We start from the raw sequence: 26,810 nt of genomic DNA, 5'->3' as shown, positions 1-26,810 counted from the left end.
ATGGCAATTCAAGTTTAGATGCTAGATGGTTATCTAGGGAGAATTAATGTGCGTCTATTTATTTAATAATTTATTCAAATTATCTTTCGCCTTTCTTTTTAGATATTGGAAATGTTTGGCAACGACATCGGGATCTTCAGTAACCTGTTCATTTGCATTTCCAAAAAGAGATTTATCTGTCGCAATGTGTCCTGATGGGTTTTCTTTAATGCCTGTAGATTTGTAAAAATCCTTCTTTGATTGATTTACTTCTCGGTCTAAAGCGTCGTATTTGTTAGAAATTTCCTTCTGCAATGGCGATGGGGATTCTTTGATTCTCACTTGTTCCTTTTCAACCCAGCTTTTTCCTTCTCGCTGTAAGCTTGTGCCGCCTGCATCGGCAACCTCCCCGCTGCCCCCTATTTTCCCGGAAGGTTTTTGATTCACCTTTAATTTGTTGTTTTTGTGAATTTTTATTAAATCCTGATTCAAAGACAGGTCGGATTTATCACGATGATAAATTTCTCGAACAGCTTTAAATGAATTCGGAAGATTAGATTTTGCGCTAGGAATAATCGGTGACTTCGCGATACTACCTAAATGCGAATCAAATAATATTTGAGCGGAAGCGCTACTCTCGCCATGTGAGAGTAGCGCTTCAAACAAGTCGATGTTTTTAGGATTTTTTGCAAGATCGATGCTCATTAATTCACCGCGTTCAAATGCCCCGGAGACAGTTCTTGAATATTCTTCTTGTTCTCGAAGCGTTGCATCCGCTCTTTCAGATCTAGAAACAGAATTTGTCAATCTTGCAGCGATCTCTTGCCCATTTCTATGGTCCGATATTACCGAATTCAATAAGCTAGTATTTTTGGCAAGCATTTCTCCCCATTCCTTAAATTTTGTTACTTCTTCACTACTTAGTTTATTTTTGATCTCTTTTAGTTGTTGGTCAATCGATGCGACGTAATCCTTGGCACCACGAGCAGATATACCGACGCTTCCGACTCCAGGTATGCCGGGCTTAAACTCAACAGCGCCGCCAAATGCGACGGTTGCTACTTGCTGCTCGGTGGCCCCAGTTGCTTTGGCCACATTCTCGGCCACTTGGCGGAGCTCGTTCGTACGTTGTCCAAAACCTTCTGTACTAGCCCTGTTTGTACCTTTAGACGCGTTTTGAATACCAGAGGTTCCTTGCGAATGTGTTAGCGCGTCCGACAGGACTGCGGCTTTATCATTGGTGGCTGCGATGGCCTCAGACTTTGCCGCGCTAGCGGACTTCCTAGCGGCTGCAACGTGCTGTTGCGTAATCTTGGCGTCGACGATCTTCGAAACAGGCCCCTCATTGGCAAATGCTTTTCCTGCCGTGATTCCAGACAGTTCACCACCTGTATACGTGTTCCCCGAAAAATCATTTTGCCGACTTCTGAAGAACGGTGACGAGCGGACAGGCGCCAAGGTCATCTGGTCCATGGAGACATTTCCCATAGATACGTTGCCTGTTGCCGCCGAATTGGTGGCAGTGGTCACATTGCCTTGCAACAGGCGCATGCCATCGACGAGCGCGGTGCCGAAGTTCTCCATGCGCTTGAGGGCAGCCCAGGCAATGAAGGGAATGCTGATGGTCATATAGCCGACGACGGCTTCGCCAGAAATGGCGCTGGAAAAAATGGTCGAGGAAGTAGTCAGCGACAGGGCGTTGACCCCGTTGCCTACGCTGGCCGCGGCCGCCAAATCGCGCATTGCATACATGGTCGCAGCGTAGTTGAGGATGGCATACAACGGCGGCCAAAGCTGGATCCAAATAAGCACAGACGCATAGTTCTTGAAGCCAGCCACGGTATCTTTGCCGTTAGCCAGCATAAGGAGCAGGATCAGCAGCGGGAACATCGCGTACGCCACCACTTCGACCACGTTACGGATGACGGGCAGTGCTTGTTCAGCTATTTTCCCAGCATTGATCCACGCCGCATTGGTCTGAACCACCGCCTGCGCGCGGCCGACAGCCAGCAGCATCGTGGCCGGATCGTTGTCCTTTTGGCCAGCCAGAAGGCTAGTGTCGTTCACAGCATTGATGAGTGCGTTTTGGCGGATGATATCAGCAGCGCTGGCCGAGGCGTCGGCAATTTTTGCTTTCAGATAGGCTTGCTGTATCTGGTCCGCGATCAGGGCCGAGGCTACCGCCCCAGGAAGCGTCGGATTCATGCGGAATGCCAGTGTGCCCTGGATGCGCTGAACTTCGGCCGGCATTTTCGCCGATAGCTTTGTATATGCCTGAGGACAGGTGAGCACTTCCGAGGTACCGGCCGCATTCGTGACGCCGGTAAACCTGGCAGGATTGGGATCCCCCATGAGCGCCCAAACGTCACCAGAGGTCGCAAATGCTTCCGGTGACAGGTAGCCAGAGGCCAGATCGAACATCGTGCACTGGTGCAGAAAATTAATCAGATCGTTCCTGAAGTACGGACTTTGGAACACGACCTTGGACGTTTCGCGCACCAGCCGGCTGCCGAACATGAGTCCATTGTTCTGATAGCTCAGCTTATCCGGCATGCCGGCGGGCCCCGGAATCACCTGCATGGCTGTTTCTTCGAGTTCCGTCAGACTATTGCCGACCGTACTGGTCAGCGAAGCAAGCACCGCCAGGCCGAACGGGACGTTGTCGACGAATACTTCGGCCGAACCTCCCGTCTTGTCGACAATACCGACAGTGACCTTTGGCACTACGAGTACTGAAAATACCAGGACGACCGAGGCGAGCCACTTCCAGCCCACCATCTTTTCCGGGGCGAAGGCATAGCCTACCAGTGCGGCCACGAAGCCGCACACGGCGACGATGCCGAGAGCATTTCGGTAGGTGTTGGCGCCGACCATGGCGGCCACTGCATTCATCAGCCCGTACAAACTGTCCGAGTTCTGGTAAGCGAAAATTTCCCACATGACTATTTACCTCCTTCTTTTACTTCTCTACTTTTTATCAACGCAGATAGGCGGCCTGGCGTCCCAGCAGATCGAGTACCTGCTGCGGCATATTGGCGCGCATTTGCCGTGACAGTTGTTCCAGGTGGTTGGACACCACCGTGATAGAGCCTACTTTCTGGTAGACGAGGGCCTTTTCGCGGGACAGCTGGGCCAGCATGTCTTTGGCACGCAGCCGGATTTCTTGCGCTCTTATCTTTTGTTGGGCGTTTAACGTGAAATCCTTTTCGAGCGCCCCCATACCCAACCTGAGGTTCTTCTCGAGAAACATGTAGGCGTAATCCGCGGCAATCACATCCCGATAGGTGGCAATCAGCTGCTCATTGGCTGTGGCAGAAGGAAACGATGCGCCGATCGACAGCATGCGGTAGACAGGCTCACTGGTCTGGTTCACAAAACCGACCTCCGGCGACATGTTGGGAATCGGTGTGCGCGTCTCGATTTTGTAAGCGATAGAACGCATCAGTTTTTCAACCTTGGCGGTAAATGGCGTGTGGACGTAGGCGGGATCCACGGTAACCTGGTCACACGTTGTAAAATTGTTGCACCGCAACACTGTTTGGTGGACGTTCCCGCCGCCAGCGTCCGACTGGCCATAGAGCAGCTGGGAGATGGAAGTGAAGGTCGGAGCAATTGGGTTGTCGTCTCGTCCTTCCGGATAGAAAATAACGGTGCCGACCATGCTCATGACCATTTCCCGCTCTTTGTCGTCGAGGTAGTTGCCAGCGAGCTTAAGCGATTCCCAGGTGAGGTTGCCGACGAACGGCGCCTTGTTTTTGACGAGGGGATCGGAGGATTTACGCGCGGCATCCAGAATGGAACCCTTGTCGGACTTGCAGCGGACGGCTGCGGCGGCATAGTCCGATTCGAGGCCCAGCGAGACGGCGATGTCCTCGCAGGCCTTGCTGGAGCTGAACCCCGTGGCCTCGGCGGCCGACGAGACCAGGGATTTGGCGGTGTTGCAGGAATTGATTTGCGCATTCGTCATCATCGATTCGAGGTTTTTGGTCCACTTGGTGATACCGCCGAGCATCGGAGACACCGATTCGAGCGCGAGCTGAAACGCTACGCCTGGCAGCGCGGAGGTGACGTTCTTGAGCATGTTCTTGAATTCGGCCGCCGAAATGTAAGAGAACGAGCCGCCGAAAAGATCAATGCCACCGCAGCCAGCTTTGGCCGTCGGGTAGTCGATGGCCATGAGTTGATAGGTCTTGTTCGGCGCGCGCAGCATCAGGCTGCCGCCACTGTAGGTGTTGTAGACCTGGCCTCGGAAGGCGCCCGGCGCCGAGTAGTTGCCGATGGCGCCGAGGTCGTTGAACATCTTGTTGACTTCGGCATTCAGGTCACCGGCGAAGGCCGGATGGATGTACAGGCTGCTGGTGGACAGGGATAGTGCGATGATGAGTTTGCGCATAGGCATGATGAGCTCCTTAACGAGATGAAAGTGTTTTTCCAAAAAGTGTTTCGACGGTCTCAACGGCGCGCGGCCGCAAGGCGTCGATCCGTTCCACCAGCTGGCCTTCCGACAGCACACCAAAACCGACCGGCATGATCTTGCCGGTGATGGGTTGTGCCAAAAACAGCGCCGGAACTTGCTTGACGTTGAGCGTGGCGGCGGTACCGTTGTCGGTGCGGGCATTGGTAAAACCCGGCACCGCGCCGCCATCCAGGCTGACCGGCAGCACCTGGATACGGTATTTCGTGGAAAACGCCCGCAATACCGGCCCATAGGCATGGCAGTACGGACAATCGCCACGGAAGAAGAACATCAGGATGTGGTCGCTCCCGATGTTGGCGAGGGCGGAATATCTCTCCTGCATCTGCACCTGTTCAAAGACCTCCAGCGCCTGGGCATTGACGGGGCGGCCCTGCGTGGTGGGGTCCAGGTCCGGATTGGCCCACGCCACTTTCTGCGACAGGTCGGCAAACAGCGAGGCATTCCTGACGATCTTCGATTCGAGCTCCATGTAGCGGCGCACATTGGCGACAGTGGGATGCATGACGGCGACGGCCTTGAGCTGTTCCAGCTGCACCTGTAAATCGCGCAGCGCCTTGACTTCAGGCGGTGGCTGCGGCCCGGTGGGTTTTGGTAGCGCGACTGGCGCAGGCGACACTATTTCCTTCTGCGGTTCGTACCTTGCCGGGTCGTCATAAAAATGCCAGCCGCGCCGCACAGCGGCCTGCGCGCCAGCAGCGTGGCCTTGTGCAGGGACACTGGCGGGAACCTGGGCGTGTACGGCTCCGCATGCGAGCAGCACTGCCAGACAGTATTGGTACGTTCTCATGGCGATTTCTCCAGACGCAGATGGGCGGGCGGCTGGCCATTGCGGCAGTAATTGATGCCGATATCGATCGTTTGCCTATTTGGTGCCTGCCCCGGTGCGAGCCTGACGCCTTCCTGCCAAAATCTGACGTTGAGCCGGCGGCAGCCGTCCTGGGCGTAGCGGGCCAGTGTCGTGACCTCCATGAAGAGTGCGGAGGTGGCAGAAAAGCGCTGGGTGATCGCGTCAGCCAGTTCTCCCGTCAGCATGCCGGCTGCACGGCCGTCTGGTGCATCGATGGCCGCCAACATCAGTACTTTCGGATCGTTCACCGCCACGCGGGGTGTGGTTTCCGGAGCCGCACAGGTTGCGGCGCAGAGCATGGCAGAGCAAAGGGCAAGCGAAACCTTGCGCGTCGTGGTTCGATTCAGCATTTCCCTCTCCCCAGATAACAGGCTGGCGCACGCTGGGCGGCAGCATCCTTCAGTGCCGCCACGTTGGGCAGCGTCGGCACGATGGAGGCATAGAACTCGGTCAGATCGAGCTTCGCAAAGTCGATGCTTTGCAATTGATCCACACTAAAGCCGGAACAGGCAGGATTTTTGGGTGCTCCCCAGCCCATGCCGAGCTGCGCCCTCCCCTGTTCGTTGATCATCCTGGCCAGGCGCGAGTTAAAACAGCATTTAGAGGTCGTGTGCTCGATGCACGACACGCATTTGCCCAATACCCGGATGCAGGAGCTGCACCAGGTGCCGATGGTGTGACATAGCTGGGCGCCCTCCTTCATCGCCAGCTTTCCCTCACCGGCGTTGCAGGACATCATCGACACCGCGATGTACATCACCGCAGTCATCGCCAGGCTCCAGGGATTGAACGCGATCGCCAGGTGCTCGGTGGTGGCCAGCGTGATGGAACCTGCAGGCAGCGCCGTGCCATTGACGGCCACCGTCACACCAAACGTCGTATAACTGCCGCTGAAACCGCCACTGGTTAGCAGTGCCTTGGCGCCTTGCGTGATGAACTCGCGGTTGCCGCTGTTCATCAGGATGTCGAATACCAGGCGCGAGCCGATACCAAACAGGGATTGGTTAGTAAAGTGGGCCCCGGCGCCATCGGTATAGCAGCAGTTTTTGAGGAGCCGGTTGCGGCAGGTATTACCCTCGCCATTGAACAAAGTCATGGTCTTCGGATCGAGATAGACGCCGGCCTCGCGCACGGCCTCCATGTAGGTCATGACCTGCGCAAAATCGACGTCATTCGTATAACTCGTACTGAAGCATTGCGTACCGAGACAGAACGTTTTTGGCGCACATGTAGCGCCAGCGGGGCAGCCGGTGGTGTACGCGGCCAGCGTCGTCTCGGCACTCAAGGGATCGCGGGCGATGGCTTGCGCGGCGGCGATAGCCGGATCGGTGGCCAGCACGGGCGGGCGCGGCGTGTTGGCCGAGTTCAGGGCACCCACTTGCGCCGCGCAGGCCGGGTCGCCGGGTGTCAGGGCGCAGGCCGCCAGGTGGGTACTGGCATCGCTTTTGAGGTTACTCTTGCCGTGGTAGACGGTTTCGGGTGGCGACAGCGTATAGCCGGGCACGTGGGCAGTGGCGCTCTGGGTGGTGACGCTGGCCCGGGCCGCCTGGTTGGCAGCCGTGGCGCCGGCCAGATCCTGGTTGACTTGCGCCAGGACAATGGCAGGCTGCATGCTGCTCAGGCAGCAGGCGGTCGTCAGGGCGATCAAACGGCGCATGGCTATTTCCTCATCTTCTCCAGGAGGCGGCCGGCGCTGTCGGCGAAGCGCGGTGCGCGTTGCTGGATGGTTTTGAGCGCGTATTCAAGCGAGACGTCGCCGGCGACGCGGACATAGGCATCCGGTGCGAAACAACTCCCTGCCCCGCAGGCCTGGGCGGGTGCGCCGGCACTTAGTAAAACGAAGGTCGGCGCCTGGCGTACGGCAAAGCGGTCAAATGCCTGCGGATCGATTTGCCATGCCACCTTGCGCTCGCCCATGATTTTTTGGACATGCACCACGGTTTTGACCAGTGATCCGTCGTCCAGGCCACGTAGTAACAGGGTCGCCTGCAGCTGCGCCGCTTGCATCGCCAGTTTATTCAGCGCGGCTTCCGGCATGGCGAAGGTCACAAAGACCAGCAGCCGGTCGCCATTCAACGCGGACAGCGCGATTGGATTGGATGCCGCTTCATAGCCTTTGGCAATGGCGCCCAGATCAACGGGTGGCGTTGGGCGAGGCTGGGGCAAGGCGTCGATCCGCATCCGTGGCGTAGTGGAAGTTGGCCCTGGCGACGGGTCGTGCGGCATGGGATTGGCCCGTACCGCGCGGGCGATATCCTGCTCGGTGATGACCGGCTGCAGCTTTTTGGCGCGTTCGATGTCCGCGTCGGTGATCGTTGGTATCGCTTGCGCCGCCATGGCCTGGGCCAGGAACAGAGAACTTAGCCCTGCCATGGTACGCAGCGCAGCAGGCCTGGCGCCCGCAGGGGGCACTTGGATCGAATTAGTAGCCAACACAGCAGTTCCTTTTTCGAAATAACATAAACGCAAAATCTTCGCCCTTGACCGGGTACTCCTTCCCCGCTCCCCAGGCGATGGTGGTGCGGCCAAAAGGCTGGCAGCATTTGCCCAGGTCCTTGTCGGTGGCCGGAATCGGATACGTCAGCTGGGATTTGTAGGCCGTCTTGTCCATTTCCGGCAGGAAGTACGGACCGCACAGCCCTTTCTGGCCATGCATGCCCCATGTCAGCAGTTCTCGGTGCATCTTGGCGGTGAGGCGCTGCATCATCAATTCGGCGGTGCGCACCCCGCCTACGTGGTAGGCCGCGTGGCCATCGAGGGGGAAAAGACCTCCCTGGCAACCGGCGCACCAGAACAATTCCGGGCGGCCGAATCCCGCCGTGGCGGCAACGCAGTCGGCAGCGCAGGCGGCGACGGCGCCCGGATTGGCAAAGAGCACCGTTTCCGGATTGATAATGAGCGTGAGTTCGTCATCACTCCATAGCGGATCGACCTCGGTCATGTACGCGACATCGAAGGAGCCGGCTTCCAGGCAGGGAAAATCAGCGACCGCCTTAAGCCAGTACATGACCGGATTAACGTAGTAATGCGCCTGGTAGAAGGCGTCCTGGGCGCCGCCTGCGTCCGTGGCCCGGGCGGCTTCCGGCGCAGGAATGCCGGGATTGAGATCGATGCCACCGAGGGACACCAGGCAGAACGGTTTGCGCACCACTTCCACGTGGCGCACGGGTTCCCAAAAGCCAATGGACAGGCCGATCAGCGGATTGACTTTGCACGAACAAATCGGACTGGACGGATTGGCGGTGTCTTCCTGGCCGCCCAGGTTGCCCAGGGTGACGCTGCCCAGGGAAATCGGCAGGATGCATGACCAGCAGATATCCGTGATCGGGTTCGGGAAGGCGCCAGTGCAGGTTCCGACCGGCGCCGCCTGGGCATGGCCTGCCCCGATCAGGAGCAGGATCAAGCCGATGGTGTGTTTTAGTAGGTTCATTTGGCCACCACGATTTCGTCGATGCGAAGGCGCATGCCTTCCTGGTAGACCAAGGCCGGGACATGCCGGATGCCAAAGCGCCCTACTAATTTGCCCTGCTGATCGAAGTAGATCCGCGTTTTCCACTGTTTCATCAGCTCCAGATACGAACCGCCGACGAGTACCGGCTTGATCCGCGCGCCATCGCGCTGGAGCAGGCTGCGCGCCAACTTTGCCTGCATAGGATCGCGCGCGTCAAAAAACAGGAGGCTCTTGGACATGGACGTGATCGCGAGCGGGTTGGTGCGGGTGCCTGCGGGGAACAGGACGTGACCCTTTGCGTCGAGGATGTTCTTGTCGAGCACATACGTGGGGTCAACATACAGAGTCCGTGGTTCCTTCGCCGGCGTCAAACCAGCGACCGGGGCCGGACTGGCCACGGCCGCCCTGCCTTTGGCGATCGCCTGCTCCTGCAACTTGTGAAGCTGGCCGCTCTTTTCCAGCGCGCGCAGGCGCTGGGCGATCATGTCGAGCAAGTTTTTCTCGGCAATCGGATATGTCGGCCCGATCGCGGCCAGTTCCTCGGCCTCTGCCAATGCTCCCATGAGGCCACTGGCCAGCAACAGGACGGACAAAATCCGGCTGGTCAGCCCACCGCATAGCAGGCAGTGAAAGCCCCGTGTCGTGGGTGCGGGTTCAGGTAATGGCATGATTTGCTTTTCCTTCAAAAGATCGGAATGACGACGCCCAGGACCGCGTCGGCGCGTACCAGGCCATTGATGCTGTAGCGTGAATCGAAGCTGTCCGGGCTGGTGCCTTGCACATAAAAATACGAGGGTGGAATCACGGTCTCGGCGATGGGTTCGAGCCGGAGACGTTTGACGGTGGTATGCGTCTTGGCAATGCCGACCTCCTCACCATTGACGAAAACGTGGCGATCCCGGACGGTCACTTTATCGCCGGCCACGCCGCGCACGATCTTGAAGAACGGCTGGTGGTACAGGCCGGGGAAGATGCGGTACGCCGCCCCTTCGAATGCATAGATCACATAATCCCCGCGACGGATGCCGTTCGCCCGGTAGTCGACCACTGCGACCGTGTAAGGCAAGCTGGGGGTCACGTTAAACAGAATAGGCAAGCGCGGTGTGGCATCGATAAACAGACGCACATAGGCGAGTGTCCAGATCACGACCAGCACCAGGTACAAATACCAGCGTCTGCGCACATGCTGAAAAAAATCACGGGTCACAGCTTCACCTTTTTTCTGAGCAATGGAGTGAGATCAAGCAGCGTTGCGCGGCTGCCGATCACCGCCGTTTTGTCGACCACCAGGCATGCGCACTCTTGCGGCAATTGCGCCAACGCGGCAGCAAAACTGGGAACGAATCGTTCTGCATCGGATATCGCCTGCCGCCGTTCCATGTCGGTACGGCTGGCCGCCACCACGTTGAGGTACTGTTCCTGTTTTGCATTGAAGACGTTCGCCGCGTCGACTACCCCGATGACCAGCATCGGCCGCAGCACCAGCCGGTCATAGGCCGCAATGCCGATCGCCACGAAGCAGGCCGATACGAAGATATTGATCAGCATGATCCTCATTGAAGTCCCCTATCTGCCAGTACCCGGGCGATGGCCTCGTCGATGGAGTAGCCTTGGGCGCGCAGGGCGTCGATCGGCTTGTTATCGGCGAGTTTGTTCGAGAACAGCAGCTGTGTGGCGTGATCAATGACCAGGCGTACGACGCCTTCGCCGATGGGCGACGAGACGTACATTTCCGCAAAGGCCCCCGCTTCCGTGCGCAGCGATTTGAGCAGCCGCTTTTTGGCCGCATCCATGACGAGGCGCTTGTTGCTTTCCAGGATGTCAATCGACTCCGGTTTTTGCCGCAGCAGGAAAACCCAGTCGGAGCAATTGAAAGCGGCCGTCATTTGCACCGAACCGTAATAATCATCGGCACCCTGCGTCGCGGTGCCCAGTGCACCGCCATACTTGCGCGCACGCCGGGCTGCTTCTTCCACCACGGCGGCCTTGACCGGGTCGTCCGCACCGATCTCTCCAAGCTGTTGCTTGAGTTCATCGATGATCAGGAGCTTCTTGCGATCACGGTTCAGGTACATCTCTCCGGTGATCTGGTACATCTGCAGGATATTGACGACGGCATGCAGATCTGGCTTGCGTTTGAGTTCTTCGTTTTCGATCACGACGAAGTCATTCGAGAAGTCGACGTTATTCTTGCCCTCGAAGAAGCGTTCGTACTGCCCGTCCTTCGAGTATGGATTGAGCATGATGGCAAGATCGCGGATGCGGTCATCGCCTTTAATTTCGAGTTCGGCAATACTGCCGGTCTTGAATTCGTCGCGCAAAGCGGTGATCGTCAGATCATTGCCGTACGACTTCCATAGCTTCAGGAGGACCGTTGAAATGGCCTTATATTGCACTTCTTGCAATTGCTGACTCATGGAGCACATCTTCGCCAGGGCGGGCATTAGCATATCGATGTCTTCGTGAATGTCATTGACCGCTGTAAACGGGTTCAAAATGATCTTCGAGCGGGGGCTGAACTCGACATGCGTGCCATTGGCTTTCTTGCACAGCTTCTCGAACGAGCGTCCCAGATCGAGCAGGCGCACCTGCGCACCGCCGGAACGGTACGACCAAGCGATTTCGTTGAGGGTGACAGATTTACCCGATCCTGGTGCCCCCACGACGGCAAAATTGGGGTTGCCCAGGTCATTGTCATACAGGTCCAGCGTCACGAGCTGGCCGCGGCGGCCGGCGAAGATGAGCGTTGGCGTGTCGGTTCCTCGCCATTCCGCCAGCAGGGGCGCGAGATGGATGGCGTTCGCCATGGATTTGCGCGTCACCCGCTTCATCTTCTTCATATCATTGTGGAATGCGGGTGTCAGGGTCATGGGCAAGCTCGCCAGCAGTGCCTGGCGGTGCATGTACACATCGGCATTGAGTTCAAAGCCGCTGGCACGCCAGATTGCCTTGGCCGCTTCTGCCGCCGCCGTCGCCTCGGCGGGCGGGCAGAAAATGGCCAGCTGGTGGTACATCGAGACGAGGTTGCCGCCGACATCCATCGCGTTGGCGACTGCATTCCAGTCTTCCTGCTTCTTCTGCACGTCCGGCATAATGGCGGCCATCTTGCTGCCCGCGTTCTGTGTCGCGCGGATATGGTTCGCAGTAATCAATGTCCGCGTCGTGTTCGTATCGAGGATGTGCACGCCCATGGTGAGCAGGAACGGTGCACGGTACTGCAGTGCCGGTTGCATGACGTGGCCGATGAGCGCACCCATCTGCCAGAGGGCGAAACGTTCTGGAAACGATTTAATGGAGAAGAAGCGTGCTTCCACGTGCTGCGGCTTGCCTGGCTTCGAAAACCGGATGCCTTCGTTGGTCGGCTCCTGGACGGTATCGAAGTCCACAATCTGATCCCGCAGTTCCCTTCCCTCATCGTAGTGAATCCATGGGATGAAACCATCTGTGAGCCGGTGCGGATTGGTGAACAGTGCGCACCAGTTGATTAACGCGGCCGCATCGCATTCTTTGCTGGGTATAGAGGCGGCGTCAAGGGTGCTTGCCATCGAGTCGCGCAAACCAATCGCCGCTTCGCGCTGGCCGATATCATCGGCGCGTCCATCCACCGTGACGCTCATCATCAGTCGAAAGTCGCGCAGCGTAAAATGAAATCCCTTGGTCAGGGATTTCTGGCTCCCGGCCAGCAGATGATGCACGCGTTGGCGTGCCAGCTGGCGGTACAGGTTGCTGTTCCGGGCCGGACGGCCCCACTGCTGCGAGTTTTCATACTGATCCTCGTCTTCCTTGCGCATGTTGGCATATTGGATCAGCGGGGCGCGGATGTCCGGCGAGCCAAACAGATGAAATTGCACACCCGTGTTCGCGGGACAATTGCTGTACAGGCTTTGCAGCACCTCCACCATACGTTCGTCGGCGCCGGCCTGGGGCATGAGTTCCAGCATGAAGCCGAGCCGGTGATGGCGATTGATGAACAGGTGCTCGCTGTCGACATAGGGACCGTACGGTAGCCAGCTGGAAAACTGATCCTTGGAAAACGCCTCGCCTCGGCTTAATCCAAACAGATCCCAGAGGCCAGCGCGGATCCCTTCGCCATCGTTTTCTGACGTGAAGAACTTGAGCATATTTGTCCTCTGAATGCAATACCGCTATTGGCTTGTCGCCGACGCTGGAGACGGCGCGCCTTCTGGAACCGTCGTGACGGTCCCGATGGGAGGATCGGCAAGCGCTCCCGCTGGCGGCAAGGTTGGCCGTGTTTCGGCGCCGGAGTTGGCCTGTCCAGAGGGAGACGCAGTACCCGAAGATGACGCCTGCTGAGGTGCGGGCGGTTTCAGGGGAGCAAAGGCATCACGGATCTGCCGCTGCGCGTGGGCGATCTGCCACCGGCCAGAGTCTGTCTGCAGGTAGACAAAGGACTGATCGTGGAGATCATGGTCGCTGTCCTCCCACGGCTTGATCCAGAGCCGCATGACGCGCGGCGGCGAGCGCAGTGCGGCGGGTTCGAACGCAGGCAGTCCCTGCATGGAACTGCCGCTGGAGGCCGCTTTGGCCATCGTGTACATGCTGCGCGGGGCTGCAGGTGGCCTGCCCTTGGCAGCTGCCCCTTTGGCCGCCGCGCCGCCGCCCAATGTCAACGAGTTGTAGTAATTGCCGGATACGGAGTTGCACTGCACGCCTTCCGGCGCCTTGCAGGCATATTCGGACTTGCCGCCCAGGCCTGTCATGTCGCCGCACCCGGCCAGGATCGTCAGGCAAACCGCTGTGACGGACAGGTTTGTGGCACAGAATGAAATCGATGGATTCAGTTGCATGATTACTCCTTTGGGTTCTTGCTGGCTTGGTGGCGCGACGCGGCCTGCGCCAGATGGGCCTCGATTTCGCTGGCACTGATAAAACCGGTTTCCCGTGCGCCATCAGCAAAGAAGAGGGTCGGCGTGCCCTGTACGCCCAATTTGCTGGCCAGGGCCAGGTTGCGGTCGAGCGGATGGGCGCATTGGGCTGGTGCGCCCTGCCCGTCCAAGGTGCCGCTGACGGCGCTGCGCCAGGCAGCGATGCGGTCGGTAGCACACCAGATGCGCAGAGGTAAAACCTGGTCCTGGAACGGCACCATGAAGTTGTAGATGCGCAGGTTCGGGATTTTCGCCAGTTCCGGTTCGAGCTGGCGGCAATACGAGCAATGCGGATCGGTGAAGAGATAAAGGACGCGTTCGCCCTTGCCCTGCGTAGAGACGATCGCATCGGCCAACGGCAATTGGCGTACATCGATAGCCGCTGCCGTCGGCGCTGCCGGGTTGGCGGCATTGCTCCGCTGCTGCAGTTTCGGTGCGGTCATGTCGCGCATGGCGCGCAAATCGACCAGGCGGCCAAAAATCATGTAGTCAGGGCGGGTATCGGCGACAAAGCCGACGTTCTCTCCCATCCACACCTCGAAGACGCGGGGGATCGGCGTCGCCGTGACAGTATCAAAGGCCGTGCCGGGATAGGATCGCCTCAGCGCGGCGAGCAATGTGTCCTCGGCCGTACTGGCGTGGGCGACCAATGTAGCGGCGCAGGTGAGAGCGGCGAGGGCCAGTCTAGTCGGTATCATCATTGGGAACCTCCATCGTGCGCTCGGCAAGGCCGAGCCGATCCTGCCGGTCCGCGTCACTGCGTGACATGGGCCGCGCGGGAATACGCACGCCACGGGTCAGCACCACGTCCACTTTGCGGCCCGCATGTACCTCGATGACGGGAAACGTCTGTTCGGCCAGCCGGATGTAATAGTTGGCCAGGTTGTTGAGCGCGCTCCCCATGCCGTTGCCAATGCCGCGGCGGAATTGATCGCCGGTGCCGCCGGTTGTTGTCGACAGGGTGCCAAACGGCGAAGTCGTAAATGAGGTGTTGCCTTGTGCAAAACCCTGGCCGATGCCGCTGACGATCCCGGCGCGCAGGCTGTTGGCCAGCAGCTGCCCCTGTTTGGAGACGAGCGTGCCGCGCAGCCCCAGGTTGCCATCCTCCCCAAAGATGTTGCCCTCGATCTTGACCTCGACCACCGAGCGGTCGTAGCGGATGCAGGAGAGCACGTCAGTGCGCAGGTACGCGCGCTCGGAACTGATGTCGCCATAGCCGGAGGCAACCACAAAGCATTCCTTGACGTCCGCGTGGAACTGATTCGGCAGGATGGCGGCGGCTGAAATCTTGATGAGTGCCGGCAGCGGATTGCTTTGGGCCTGGCCGCCCGTCGGCGCATCGATCCCGCCGAGCAGTTCTCCCGGCAGGACGCCGACTGGGAGAAAGTCGTCCAGCGTATTTACTGGTTTCACCACATTGGCCCCGGCCTCCTTGGCGGCCCCGGTGTTCCCGCTGGAGTCTGTCGCTGCGCCCAGGGAGACGCGAATCATGGGGGCGGGCGTCTCCGGTGGCTCGTTTGGCCGCAGTACGCCGGTGTTGCCACTGGCTACGTCGGTGGCGGGCGGTCCTGGCGGCACGTTGCCACCGAGTGGCGTGCCTGGAGGGTACTGCAACGGAGCCGGCGCCGGTGGCTGGGGAATGGGCGGCGTGACGGACGCGGGCGGCGCTGGTGGCGGCCCTTGTTCTGCCGTGGCGGCCGTTTTTGCTTCCAGATCCGCCAGGCGCTTGAGCAAGGCTGCTTCGACGGCCTTGCGATCACTGTTGATTTTGTCTTGCGCTTCCTTGTCACTGTCATATTGGGCCAGCTTCTTGCCTGCATTGCCGACCCATTGATCTTCTGGCGATATCTGGCCCGGCACCATCATGCTGGCACCATCCACATTGACGGTGGCGCGTTTGTCGGTCGACTTGGGAAGCTGCCGGGCGGGGCTGCCGGACTCGGAATAGGCCAGTACCGCCCACAGGACGCCAATGCAGGCTGTCACGATACTGGCGGCGGCCAGGTACTGCTGCTGCCTGGGCGTCAACCGTGCCGTGCAGGATTTCAATGTTTGCATGATGCGCATGGCGGCTCACTCCCCTGCCCTGATGACATAGACTCGCGTGCTTTCATTCGGACGCAAGTTGAGGTTGTCGATGGCGACGGCCAGGACATCGCCATCGTCGCGGTCAAATTCCTGTTCTGCGAGCACCAGCGGCGCACCGCTGATATTGCTCAGTGCATAGGTCTCGCCGATGAGGCCACGGCCTTCAAACTGGCGGATGAGCTTCATTTCCGCTTCCGCCCACAGCAGGCGCGCTTCGTCGCGCTCTTCCATCCGGACGTCGTCGGGCACCTGCTCGGAAGCCATGAACATCAGCATCGATTTCAGGGAGCGGATGAATGTGGCGGACCTCCCCGGCGCCGCCCCGCCGGCATTGGCTGCCTTGACCGGGCGTCTGGCCGACTTGTCTGAGATCACGATGGTGTCTGCAGGAACCTCCGCGCGGTTCAGGCGCAAGGTATAGGTGGCCGTGGCGGACGAAATAAACAGGTTGATCGGCTTGGCAGCAGTGCCCACCGGTTGAATATAGATTTCGCCTTTGGCCAGGTCGCAGGCAAGCGACAGCTGGCCGCCGGGATTGACGGCAGTAACGCCACCTGGCGCCACGGGCAGGCTGGCGTCAGTCGGTTTGGGAGCACAGTTGCTGCTCGAGTAAATGTTGCCAACGACGTCGATGATCTTGGCGCCCTCGATGCGGATGCGCGTGGGTTCATGTGCGGCGATGACCGCCTCGATGGTGGCGCCGTCCCTGACCTCTCTGGTCTGTACGGCCCAGGCGGGCAGCTCAACGAGCCCCAGCAGCAGCCACGCCAGTGGCAGTATCCGGTTTTCCATCTTTCAACTCCTTGAAATCTTTCAAATGCACGCGCGCGCCCCTGAAGGCGAAGTCCACGCGGTAGGTCTTGAGGTTGTCGGAGGTATTGGCCCCGTTTACCTGGGTTTTGAGATAGCCGGTCATCGTGACCGATTGCGTTTCTTCGTCAGGTACCAGTTGCTGCATCTGGAAGTACGTGCTCGCATTGAGCTTCTTCAGTCTTGCCGCCTCCAGATCCTGGCGGGTCTTGATGCTGCCGGCGTTCTCCGGCAGGCACCAGCTGAGCAGCATGTCCTTCTTCCATTCGATCGACTTCGGCGTGACGTCCAGCATCAGGTAGGCGATATAGCCGGACATCTGCACCAGGTAATCGTTGCTGGCCTTACCATCCTCGATCCAGAACGTTTTATTGATAGCCGGCGGAACAATGACAGTGCGTTCCGTGCCCGCGATGCGGACAATGATGGTCAACGCCAGCATCAGGCAAACGGAAAGGATGCCAATGGCCAGGCGCTGGTCAAATACGCGGCGCCGTAGTGCACCCAGGTCATCCTGATAGGTTTCCAATTTCACGGTGCTCTCCTTGGTACTACCCGACCATCTTGCGGATATGCGAAGGCGGGGTCGCGCGCATGGACGTCAACGGGCTGACAGGCAGGTACCAATACGCCCAGTGCAGGACAAAGGCCGGATGCTTGTCCGCTTTTTTGCGGCTGAGCCAGCGCGACACGGCAACACCGGCGCAGACCGCGAGGAAAAATCCGAGTTTGCTGCTGGCCAGATAGCCGACAAAGATGGAAAGGAGGACCGGAAAGGCAACATCAAAGTCCCAGAGGCCAATCTTCCACTGGTCGTCTAGCCGCCGGGGAATATAGGTATCGGCTTGCATGGCGTCCTCCTTTCGTCGATGTGCAGCGTATCGGTTGGCCTGGTTCAGATCGTGGCGCCCATGATGGAGCCGCCGATGATCAGCCCAACCGCGCCGAAAATCGCCAGGCCGATGTAGAACAGCACCGGACTGAAATTACGTAGGGCGGTCAGCGAGATCAGGGCCACCACGAAGCCGATGAAGCCGACCAGTGCTTTCACGCCAGGGGCCAGTGCGGCCAATTGCGTCAGCGCCGACGTCAGCGGGCCGGTGATACCGGTGAACGCGACGAGGTCGATGGCGGTAGCGGGGATCGCAGCGAGCAGGCCCAGGGTGATCAGGGTCAGCAGTGCCAGGACCTTGGCCGCAGTGGAGACGCGCAGGCCAAGCGGCCGCTTGCCGTGTTGTTTGAAAGGGAGAACGGTGACGTATTGCAGGGTGTTCATGTGCATTCCAATCGTGATCGTGAAGAAAATTGCCTAAAACTGTCTGTGCGGGCGGCCAGGTGATGCGGCATGGCGGCGTAGGGGGACCACGGACGGGGCATTGCCACGCGATCTTGCCCGGCCGGCACGTTACCCGTGCCGAAGTCAGGTTGATCAGGTGAGTTGGGGTTCTCATCTCTGCACCTGCCGAGGTGCGTCGGCGGTGAGGCTGAGCTCTACCCTCCGGTTGTTCTGGCGGCCCGTTTCGGTCGCGTTGGCGGCGGCGTAACAGCAAGCGCCGCTGCTTTCCACCTCAAGCTGGACAGCAGGCACGCGTAGATGGCGGCGCAGATAGCGCTCGACCCTGGCCGCGCGCTGGCGGGCAATGGCATCGTTCAAGGCAGGCGTACCGGTGTTGTCTGTTCTGCCCGCGATACGAATATGGGACGCTGGCTGTACCAGCGTGAGAAATTGCTGCAGAGCGTGTTGCGCCGTTCTATCCAGACGGGAAGATCCCGGCGCAAAGTACACCGCAAGTTCGGTGACATCGGACAAATCATTGTCGTTCGCCGCACCAGTTCCCGCGGTTGTCCCAGCCAGTGTCTGTTGGGCGCTGGCTGCCGCGATCGTGGTGTGCGGCACCTCTTCAATGTGCGCATCCCGTCTTGCCAGCGTCTTGGGCGTACGCGTAGGGCAAGCTGGATCGATACACAGGCCGTAGTGTGCTTGTCTACCGTAGTGCAACTGGGTGATGTGCTGCAGGTGGGCCCCATGCGTGGCTGCGCGGGAAGACAGTCCTGCAGGTTGTGGCTGGGTAGGCACATTTTCGCAGGAGGCCATCAGCAAGCAGGCTGCAGCCACTCCTGTGGCGGCTCGTGTGGCATGAGCAAAAGAGCGTCTCATGTCAGCCCCACTGCCACCAGAGCAGGCTGCGTTGGGGCGACCGATTCAGCTCGCGTGTTTTTCTGAGTCCGGTACTTGTCCCGCGGTGTAGCGCGGCGTATTGCCGGCAGCCTGGTATTGGTGAGAAAGCCGTATACGCGCCAGGCGTAGCGGGTGCGCGTAGCTTGACATTGGGCCGCATCCAGTTTGGTACACGAGGCGTTGTATGCTCCGATCGCCTCCCAGGTATTGCCGTACCTGTGCAGCTTTTCCACGAGAATACGGGAGCCAGCATGAATGTTTTTGCAGGGCTCATGCAGGTCTTGCTCGGTCACCCCCAAATTGCGCAGGACCCGTGGATCAGAACTGACACCCATATAACCGATATCCACGGTACCAGTTTGGCGCAGATGGCGGCGATTGACTGCGTTCGGATCCAGTGACGATTCCGCTTGAGCAATCGCATAGAGCAGCGGTGCCGGCACATTGTGGCGAATGGCGGCTTGATCCCAGCAAGCCCAGGCAGAACCCGGACAAACAACGAGGATCGCGATGAAGCACGAAAGAGACCGTTCCATGGCAAAGAGCAGGCATGCCCCCGAAAGCGTTGATCCACCCGGCGCGCGCAGACGCCGGACCAATAAGGGTGTAGATCGGGTAAGCCTGGCATCAGCCTGGCAAGGTCACTTCGGGTCGCATATCCGTTTGCGGTATGCCTTACGATCTGTCCTTTATGGCAGGTGGGATACTGCTCGCTCGGCGATATTGCGGCGTGCCTGTTCAAATATTTTGCTTTGCGCCCCGTCTTCCAGCAGAGCCAGGGCGATGCACGCGGTCGTAAACTGTCCCAGATCGAATCGAGGATGGGGATGCCGATTCATTTCTGACTTCTGCAGCGCCAGCAACAATACATACTGGGCGCGCCAGATTTCCTCTTGTCGACGCGGCATGCGTTGGTCGCGCAACACCATCCGGGTATGCAAAAACGAAAAAATATGCTTGGCGGGTTCCGGCTGCGCAAACACTCTCGCAATACAAGCACTAATCAGATCGGGGTGCCGCAATTTTGGCGAACAATTGTGATGATGGTTGAACAGCTGATCGAGCTGATGAAATTCCTCCAGCCATACCAGCGTACCGACCGTTTCCTCACACCCCGTCGATGAGGCCGCAGAACGATGCGTAGCGGCCTTGTGAGCAGAGGATGAGGACGGCATCGAACGATATTCAGTATTCATGGCAACTCGAAATCAAAAGTGATTACGTAGACATCATGCTAGCGCATCGCAGAATCAATGTTTGTCCAAAAGATCGCGCTTTTTGTGGACTATTTGGATTAACCTAGTTTCCCTTCGATAGGTAGCGATGGCTGCAGGGCTGTGAATGGGACGCTCACGCATAGTGCACTGCCATTTGCCCGGCCAGCCACGCAACCACGAACAACATGGCAGGTAGCAGAAACGGGGACAATTGAACAGGCAGCACACACGCGACAGCCAGCAGACAAACTAGAAAAATCGCTATCCCCATCGCTGCCGCGAACCACTCCGGGTGCTGCCTGGCGAATTCCAGGCGTTTAATTCGCCGGCGCACCAAAGCGTCCACGATACAGGCTGTCATCAGCACCACGAACGTTGACCACCACTGTACAAGGCCGGCCAGTCGATACAGCGCCAGCATGATCAACGTATCGAGCGAGCGGAAATAGCTGCTCTGAAAAAGCTGCAGACGTACCCGCCCCAGGCTATTGGCGATGGGTTGTGCGACCGGATCCCCCTTCACCTCGTGGGTGGGAACCGATCCCGGTTCGATGGCCAATGCAGCTTGATACTCAAACAATCGGCTCAACACGCGGCGTGCATACGGACTCCCCCAGCAATCCGCACTGGCGATATGTTCTGCCCGAATCTGCGCGACAAATCGCTGCGGGGGAAAGGCTGACGGCAGGTACAGCACCAGAATCAGGAGCACGCTCAGCGAAACAATGGCCGTCAACCGAATCAGCATGTCTCCCCCTTTTCCTTCTCTTCAAGGCTAGCATCGTCCACGCCAGGGTTGATCAGCGTAAACCGTCCCTTGTACACGTGGCCGCCGGAAACTGAGGCGAAAAACTGCAAATTGGGCAGCTTACCCAGGATCGATGGCGGCACCAACTCGTTGACTTCCTCGCTCAACTGCGTTGAATCGACCGCCGTATAATCCGTGAAATGGCCATCTCTGGCCGTGTTATGCCCCACTTTCATGTTATGGATGGTGGTCTGCCCCAGTGTTTCATTGATGAACTCCTGAGTGGGCTGATCCTTTGTTCGGAAAGCGATGAGGTTATTTAAGTTCCCCAATGCCATGCGTGCCGCCTCCTGGCTGCCAAGGCGTTTTGCCAGGTCGGCAATCGTCTGCATCGCGGCCGTGGTATACAGCCCTCCTTCTGCCCCCTTGTTCAGTATTTCAATCAACGGCTGATTGATCACGTTCGACAGCTCATCCACAAACAGGGAAATGCGCCGCTCTCCTCCCAGGTTGTAGCGAATTCCTGAGCGGGCCGCCAGGTCGGCAAGCGCCATGGCGCCGATTGCCGTTGCAACGGAAGGATCTGGCAACGAATCCAGACACAGCAGCAGTACATGTCCCGCGCGCTCGATCTTTTCCAGATTCATGATCGGGCGCTGGTCATCGGCATCAAACGGATCCGGAGACAGGCTTTTCCCCAGGTCTCCGGATGTCAGCATGGACAAGATCGGTAAGAGATTGGCGGTTATTTTTTGATAATGTTCGCGATTATGCTGAAATACCCGGACTTGCGAACTGATCACCGGATCACGCCGAGCCTCATGGACGTGGTGATCGTAGTACGTCACATACGCCAACAGTTCATGACTCGCGGCCGGCGTCGGCGATTTAATCTGGCCTCGTCGTGCTTTATCCAGCAAGCGCACCATCTCAGGTGTGCTACGCCACTGCATGCCAAGGAGCTCTTCGTAAAAACGCTCGAGCGCCTGTTCCAGGATGGGTTCGACGCCACCTTCAATATATTGCTTCAACTTTGCCAAATTCGGGCGCCTCTCCAGCTGCACCATCCCTTGTACGACCACATTCACCGCGTCCCAACCAAATGCGCTGAACGTTCCCGCTGTGTCCGGCGGCATGATCGACTGAATACGGGAAGCGACTTCGGTAGGTTTTTGCCAATTGAACGTGAAGTCGAGACGAACACCCGTTTCCGGAAAGGCCGGATGAAACCAAAGAAAGCTGTCTGGCTCGCGATACAGTTGACATGCCTTCATGACCAGTCGCTTGAGGCGGCGTGAATTTTTCGGATCAATAATAATGACGACGTCGCCACGTCGAATGGCTTGAAAAATCAACCAGCCAAGGCATACCCCTTTACCCGACTGAGTGGTTCCGACCACCAAGGTTCCACCTTCAAAGTTCTGCAAGGGCCGCATCAACAAGCGCTCGTCCGACTCGACACCATGAATCCAGGGTAGGCCAATCTCTGCGTCGGATTGTGGATTGGGCTGATATCCCAGCGCCCGTATGAGCCAGGGAGAAATGGTCATTGCGCGGTAGTCGATCTTGATCAACTCGTAGAGGCGCTGTGAGTGTAGCGGCAGCCAGATAAAGCCCAGCCCAAACACGACCTGTTCAGGATCGCCTGTCCATGTCGCCAGCCGGGAAATTGGCACCATTTCCATCGCGCGGCCAGACAACGCGGCACGAGTACGTATGACGCGCAAGGCTTGCCGGCAGCGGATCAATGCTATGAGTATTGAACAAAAGATGAGAAGAAAACCTGCACGTGGTGGCAAATGATCAGGTATCAGAAAGCAAAAAATGGCGGCGGCGAGCATCCATGCCAGAGCGGCAGCCGCCTCAACGGGGCCACGCCATGGCATTTCGTACTGTCGCAGCAACATGGTCAACCTGCGTTCGAATTGATTGGGGGCTCCCCTGCTCCATCCATGCCCTCGATGAATTGGCGTGCGATGACTATACCGGCCAACACCTTGCCATGTAAGTTGTGATGCTCAACAGGCTCGGATCCTGCTGGCCCTGTGACCAGCATGTTGGCATCGGCAAGTGCACGTAGCGCCATCTTCGCATCCGCCTGTCGCGCCGCGAAGACATCCAAGGGGACAAACAGGCCTGACGCCATGGGATAGCATGCCGGAGGCAAGCTCGTATCATTGAGAGTCTGCACGATCGCTTGCAGTATCTTGGCAACACCTGGATTCAATCGAATCGGTGCGCGTAACGAGTAGTTCCCGATTGCCGACTGAATTGGTTCAGTATGTTTGACCTTCTTTGCCTTTCCTTGGCGGCCATCTGTACGTGGTTCGATACCGGCACTCCCCGCAACTGCAGGGATGGGTGGGATGGTTGGCAGCGACAACTGACGATCACTAGCATCCGGAGGGGTCTCTGGCGCAGGGCACTCTTCCTGAGCCTGGGATGGTGTCGCCCTCGCCTGCCGCAGCTTGATATCACTCTCCGTGGTGCGCTCCTCCTCATGCGATCCACTGAGAGCAATGTTCATGTCCAGCGCCACTGGTGACGGGTGTAAGACAGCAAGGACACAACCTGGCGTCACCAACTTCAACGCCTCCAAGGGTTCGGGGGCACCTGGTGGCCGGATAGACCAAACACAGTCACATTCGTCTGAATTCCTTGGCAGGACGATCCCGGCATCGTTCAAAATTTCCATGGCATCTACTGGCGAGGCCGGCAAGCCATACAATCCCTCGTCTTGCAGCAAGGTGAGTACGTCGCTGATACCGTTCGGCCACACCAGAAACAAACCATCCCGCCCAAGCCACATGCGGGACCGATCCGAATTGGGCACCCATCCCTGATGAGACTGCACCAACTCGCGCATCGCGTTCAGGAGAAACCTCGCAAGGTAGGCTCTCGCCCGCGCCCTACCTGCCGGCGCATCTGCGTCGCGCAAGTCGCGGTGTATCACCAAAGTCGATGCTCGATTGACGAGATGATCAATGACATTATGATCTTGATACCTCACCTCACCACTGATCGCCGCAAACATGTGGGCGACGATCGTCGAGCCGTCCTGGGTCAGGTAGGCCAACGTGTCGGTCGGCAGGATCATCGGTAGCGCGAACAACGACAGGGAGCGGCATTCCTGCCTGGCCTCCCCCCATTTTACAAACAGACGGCCAACCTCGTGTTTGTGGATCCATTCCCCGAGGGATGTCAGGTATGGTTGCCACACGGTTCCATGCGCGTCACTCACGACAACAGTGTCTAACGCGCGGTAGAGGTATGCGCATAGGCCTGCGGCGAAGGTGCCGAAGCGCCAGCGTGGCTCCAACTGTCGACGAGTAGAAATCGTCGCTCTGCCAGCAAAAATCTGCGAATCGGTCGCTTGTAATGCAAAGAACGCCGTCTCCAGCCCCAGGCGTGCTAAACCTCCTGGGCGAGCAAAAAAACTGTCCTGCGTCGCAGGCATTACGTTCACGTAAGCGATGTACTTCCTGATGAGCGGAAGCATTTCCTTGGCAAAGGCATTCGCATCGCCGCCATAAGCCAATTTAATGCGCCCCAGGATATCCCGATTATCGTCCAAGATCGCATCGACACTACGGGGACGCATCCCGCCGTCACGCGTTTGAGCGGGTTGGGGCAGTGAACGTTGCGGACAGATGGGCGCGGCCTGCCGGCCGCGATCACATTGGTGATCGTGGCCAAGCCAACCCAGGTACTTGAGGATATTCACACCGGCCATAAGAATCACTCACTTGGCTAGGTGAGCATTATGGCTATGCAGATCGACTTACATCCAGGTGAAAGCCCGCCCTCCGCTGCGATCATTCATCGACACACGGCTCGATCACCGATTAACAAGCGCCTTGCTTTGACAATGCTAAATGTACAAGAAGGTGAGCCGCGATATTGGACCCGAGCATATCGGCCGGCACTACCGTAGCCAAAGGCGTACCCCTGCTGAAAGCACGTTCGCAATCCTGTCGCTGACTGCCGTGTACGTCCGCTTCCGCCCCGAAGCAGACCTTCCCAACCGCAAGATCCGGATGGTTGCGTCTCATCTCTCCGCTCGTTCAACGCGTTGATCGACCAGCCGGTTCTACCTGCCCAGCCAGATATGCCGTAATGCCGCACCAGGCGGATGGAGTGAAGCTCAGTTTGCTGCGGCCAACTAATCCTGATCCCAAAGGAAAAATAGTCAAGCACTGCTTTTCAACAATAAAACCAATCATACCGATCCAACCTTCAGGTATGAACCACCATGAGTCACCTTCAATTGAATAACTCAGGTCGCACTCAACCGGTCGGCCAAGGTGCCGCTGTAACGCTCTGACGGCTTGGTCGAGAGAGTCTTTTGAATTGTGGCCAACGCTTCCGCGTCGGCCATGAAGAGAATATCGTTCAAGGAATTCTGATTCGCGCTGCTGAACTTTTCGATCAGCTTCGATGACCCACTTATCACAAGCCGGATGAGCTCCTTGCATCCCACAGATTTCGCACACGCCTTCACCGAAGAGGCCGCAGGCCTCGACTTCTTCCAAATATTGTTTGTCCATTGTTCAGGCTTGCAAGTCACGTAAATATGTCTGCTTGTGGCCGGTTGCCGCCGTTCATGTGAGACAGCTTCCGCCCCACAGCCGACCTTTCCTAACCAATGCTAGCTTGGAAAATTCGATCGCTGGAAGCGAGAAATGCGTTTGGATCCTTGACGAATCTGGATGCAGACGATGCTTTCAGGGCTTCTGTCACTTGTTCCACTATGGGAGCGATAACTCGTCCCCCTTCGCACAGTACTATGCAGTACCCACAGTCATCAGCAATAGCAACGATGCTTTCAAGCAGCCTGATATTCAGATTTGAACAATCCAGACGAACGTCAACGGAATCGTCCCAAACCTGTATGTCGTCTGTTTTAGAATTGCCATACATAGTCGCCTCAGCGCTCCAAGAATCAGCTACGGGCAATACACTCTTCGCGAGGGCATGTATGGCAGATTTGTCTACGCCTTCCCAATAATTTGGCCAAACCATTTCATCATCGAAACTTGCGTCTGGCACAACAGCAGCAAACTGAAGCAGGAAATCAGGCACTTTGCCATGTACTTCGACAATCCGTCTTGCGGGAATCAAGGTGAACTTGAATTGCCATACAGCCATTGAAATTCTCCAGTATTCAAAAAAGCTCGACCGTTCTGCCCCCGAACGCTTTGTCGAACGACCGCTTCTGGCCGAATGCCGCCTAAATTTAGTGATGAATCATTGGCCCATCCACTGGATTTCAGGTGTTCTCACCTGCAGCGGCAACCAGTACTTCAGTGCATTTATTGCAGTCTCGACGGTCAATCCATCCACAAAAAACCCTCGATGCTCGTGTGCTTGTACCGTGGCTCGACCTTGTGCATCTACGTTAATTATAAAATTGCCATAGTCGATGCCGTCGCCGAGGCACGCGACAAAAAGGTCCGATTCAGGCTTCAGATTGACAATCGAGAACGTCAGAACATCATCCTCGCTAAGGGACCTGAACTCCAATTGAGTTGGCTTTTTCCCTAAGGTCTCGAACTCTACATAGTAATGTGCTGCTAATCGCGTTCTGCTTTATCTTATAGTGGCTGAAGCTTAGTTCTGCCGAATGTCTGCTACTGGCCGGTTGCCGCCTAGCCGAAAACCTGTTTGTACCAATACATTTTCGGAGCAGCAAACCAACCTTCATTCCTGATATTTCTAAACTGAGCCAGCTGCTTCATGGGTATTTGATACCGAGAAAAAAGTGCTAGCAAGTCCCGTAAGGACGCTTGATTGAGATTCGATGACCTCATCACAAGAGTATCTTGCTCCCACCGAAGCGTGCCCGAAATTTGCATGCCCCACTCGAACAAATGTCGTTCGTCAAGTTGCGAGGCGAAGGTGATGCCAGAACAGTCAAGTCGAACCATCAATTCTTTCCATTCATTGCTCTGAGTGCTTTCCAATGGCTGCTTCTGGCCGGTTGCCGCCGTTCATGTGAGACAGCTTCCGCCCCGAAGCGGACAATTTCGATCTGGCCGATGCGGACCTTAGAGGCACGCAGGTGCCCACATACAGCCAGGTACAAATGAAACAATAAGGTACGCTAAGCAAGACCAAACGCTAACGGC

Annotated in this window: 26 protein-coding genes; all 26 read right to left on the bottom strand. The window is 57.7% G+C overall.

Going from position 1 to position 26,810, the window contains the following annotated elements; all coding sequences use genetic code 11:
• Positions 1-54: 54 nt before the first annotated feature.
• The gene (locus AC07VH_RS14270; protein WP_092797224.1) at positions 55-2,919 is read right to left on the bottom strand and encodes a conjugal transfer protein TraG N-terminal domain-containing protein; all 2,865 of its coding nucleotides are present in this window, start codon (positions 2,917-2,919) and stop codon (positions 55-57) included.
• Between the two features lie 37 nt (positions 2,920-2,956).
• A complete protein-coding gene (locus AC07VH_RS14265; protein WP_494789549.1) occupies positions 2,957-4,378 on the bottom strand; it encodes a conjugal transfer protein TraH in 1,422 nt (473 codons plus the stop codon).
• A 10-nt stretch (positions 4,379-4,388) separates the two neighbouring features.
• The gene (traF, locus tag AC07VH_RS14260; RefSeq protein ID WP_494789548.1) at positions 4,389-5,243 is read right to left on the bottom strand and encodes a conjugal transfer protein TraF; all 855 of its coding nucleotides are present in this window, start codon (positions 5,241-5,243) and stop codon (positions 4,389-4,391) included.
• On the bottom strand, positions 5,240-5,653 hold the full coding sequence (locus AC07VH_RS14255; protein ID WP_494789547.1) for a hypothetical protein: 414 nt from the start codon (positions 5,651-5,653) through the stop codon (positions 5,240-5,242). The genes traF (AC07VH_RS14260) and AC07VH_RS14255 overlap by 4 nt, the downstream gene beginning before the upstream one ends.
• Positions 5,647-6,960 (bottom strand): conjugal transfer protein TraN, encoded by a 1,314-nt coding sequence (gene traN, locus AC07VH_RS14250; protein WP_494789546.1) that lies wholly within the window; start codon positions 6,958-6,960, stop codon positions 5,647-5,649. Before traN ends, AC07VH_RS14255 begins: the two co-directional genes overlap by 7 nt.
• A gap of 2 nt (positions 6,961-6,962) precedes the next feature.
• Entirely contained in the window at positions 6,963-7,640 is a 678-nt protein-coding gene (trbC, locus tag AC07VH_RS14245) for a type-F conjugative transfer system pilin assembly protein TrbC (protein ID WP_494789545.1), read from the bottom strand.
• An 85-nt stretch (positions 7,641-7,725) separates the two neighbouring features.
• Positions 7,726-8,733: a TraU family protein gene (locus AC07VH_RS14240; protein WP_494789544.1), complete on the bottom strand. Its 1,008-nt coding sequence runs from the start codon at positions 8,731-8,733 to the stop codon at positions 7,726-7,728.
• On the bottom strand, positions 8,730-9,422 hold the full coding sequence (gene traW / locus AC07VH_RS14235) for a type-F conjugative transfer system protein TraW (protein WP_494789543.1): 693 nt from the start codon (positions 9,420-9,422) through the stop codon (positions 8,730-8,732). The genes AC07VH_RS14240 and traW overlap by 4 nt, the downstream gene beginning before the upstream one ends.
• Positions 9,423-9,436: 14 nt before the next feature.
• Entirely contained in the window at positions 9,437-9,961 is a 525-nt protein-coding gene (traF, locus tag AC07VH_RS14230) for a conjugative transfer signal peptidase TraF (protein ID WP_494789542.1), read from the bottom strand.
• Complete coding sequence (locus AC07VH_RS14225; RefSeq protein WP_494789541.1) at positions 9,958-10,302, bottom strand: hypothetical protein; 345 nt, start codon at positions 10,300-10,302, stop codon at positions 9,958-9,960. Before AC07VH_RS14225 ends, traF (AC07VH_RS14230) begins: the two co-directional genes overlap by 4 nt.
• Positions 10,303-10,307: 5 nt before the next feature.
• Complete coding sequence (gene traC, locus AC07VH_RS14220) at positions 10,308-12,875, bottom strand: type IV secretion system protein TraC (RefSeq protein WP_494789540.1); 2,568 nt, start codon at positions 12,873-12,875, stop codon at positions 10,308-10,310.
• A 24-nt stretch (positions 12,876-12,899) separates the two neighbouring features.
• Positions 12,900-13,562, bottom strand: a complete 663-nt coding sequence (locus tag AC07VH_RS14215) for a TraV family lipoprotein (RefSeq protein ID WP_493027838.1) — start codon at positions 13,560-13,562, stop codon at positions 12,900-12,902.
• Between the two features lie 2 nt (positions 13,563-13,564).
• Positions 13,565-14,341, bottom strand: coding sequence for a DsbC family protein (locus AC07VH_RS14210; protein ID WP_494789539.1), 777 nt, complete (start codon positions 14,339-14,341; stop codon positions 13,565-13,567).
• Positions 14,325-15,707, bottom strand: coding sequence for a TraB/VirB10 family protein (locus tag AC07VH_RS14205; RefSeq protein WP_494789538.1), 1,383 nt, complete (start codon positions 15,705-15,707; stop codon positions 14,325-14,327). The genes AC07VH_RS14210 and AC07VH_RS14205 overlap by 17 nt, the downstream gene beginning before the upstream one ends.
• 6 nt (positions 15,708-15,713) lie before the next feature.
• Entirely contained in the window at positions 15,714-16,520 is an 807-nt protein-coding gene (locus AC07VH_RS14200) for a type-F conjugative transfer system secretin TraK (protein ID WP_494789537.1), read from the bottom strand.
• Positions 16,471-17,073 (bottom strand): type IV conjugative transfer system protein TraE, encoded by a 603-nt coding sequence (traE, locus tag AC07VH_RS14195; protein ID WP_076572811.1) that lies wholly within the window; start codon positions 17,071-17,073, stop codon positions 16,471-16,473. The genes AC07VH_RS14200 and traE overlap by 50 nt, the downstream gene beginning before the upstream one ends.
• Positions 17,074-17,089: 16 nt before the next feature.
• Positions 17,090-17,389 (bottom strand): type IV conjugative transfer system protein TraL, encoded by a 300-nt coding sequence (gene traL / locus AC07VH_RS14190; RefSeq protein WP_494789536.1) that lies wholly within the window; start codon positions 17,387-17,389, stop codon positions 17,090-17,092.
• Between the two features lie 44 nt (positions 17,390-17,433).
• The gene (locus AC07VH_RS14185) at positions 17,434-17,814 is read right to left on the bottom strand and encodes a hypothetical protein (protein WP_489627811.1); all 381 of its coding nucleotides are present in this window, start codon (positions 17,812-17,814) and stop codon (positions 17,434-17,436) included.
• Between the two features lie 171 nt (positions 17,815-17,985).
• On the bottom strand, positions 17,986-18,633 hold the full coding sequence (locus AC07VH_RS14180; protein ID WP_494789565.1) for an OmpA family protein: 648 nt from the start codon (positions 18,631-18,633) through the stop codon (positions 17,986-17,988).
• Positions 18,634-18,692: 59 nt separating this feature from the next.
• A complete protein-coding gene (locus AC07VH_RS14175; RefSeq protein ID WP_494789535.1) occupies positions 18,693-19,253 on the bottom strand; it encodes a transglycosylase SLT domain-containing protein in 561 nt (186 codons plus the stop codon).
• Positions 19,254-19,406: 153 nt separating this feature from the next.
• Positions 19,407-19,913 carry a hypothetical protein gene (locus tag AC07VH_RS14170; RefSeq protein WP_489627813.1) on the bottom strand — a complete coding sequence of 169 codons (507 nt, stop codon included), beginning with the start codon at positions 19,911-19,913 and terminating at the stop codon, positions 19,407-19,409.
• A 154-nt stretch (positions 19,914-20,067) separates the two neighbouring features.
• Positions 20,068-20,682, bottom strand: coding sequence for an IncC plasmid conjugative DNA transfer DtrJ family protein (locus AC07VH_RS14165; RefSeq protein WP_489627814.1), 615 nt, complete (start codon positions 20,680-20,682; stop codon positions 20,068-20,070).
• The gene (traD, locus tag AC07VH_RS14160) at positions 20,676-22,589 is read right to left on the bottom strand and encodes a conjugative transfer system coupling protein TraD (RefSeq protein ID WP_494789534.1); all 1,914 of its coding nucleotides are present in this window, start codon (positions 22,587-22,589) and stop codon (positions 20,676-20,678) included. The genes AC07VH_RS14165 and traD overlap by 7 nt, the downstream gene beginning before the upstream one ends.
• Before the next feature lie 2 nt (positions 22,590-22,591).
• Entirely contained in the window at positions 22,592-24,283 is a 1,692-nt protein-coding gene (mobH, locus tag AC07VH_RS14155) for a MobH family relaxase (RefSeq protein ID WP_494789533.1), read from the bottom strand.
• A gap of 463 nt (positions 24,284-24,746) precedes the next feature.
• Entirely contained in the window at positions 24,747-25,229 is a 483-nt protein-coding gene (locus AC07VH_RS14150; protein ID WP_494789532.1) for a hypothetical protein, read from the bottom strand.
• 91 nt (positions 25,230-25,320) lie between these two features.
• Complete coding sequence (locus tag AC07VH_RS14145; RefSeq protein WP_494789531.1) at positions 25,321-25,830, bottom strand: hypothetical protein; 510 nt, start codon at positions 25,828-25,830, stop codon at positions 25,321-25,323.
• Positions 25,831-26,810 lie beyond the last annotated feature (980 nt).

It is taken from the genome of Janthinobacterium sp. GW821-FHT03C10, from assembly GCF_059420865.1.
Note: the sequence above shows the minus strand (reverse complement) of the source record. Positions and strands in the feature narration are given on the sequence as shown.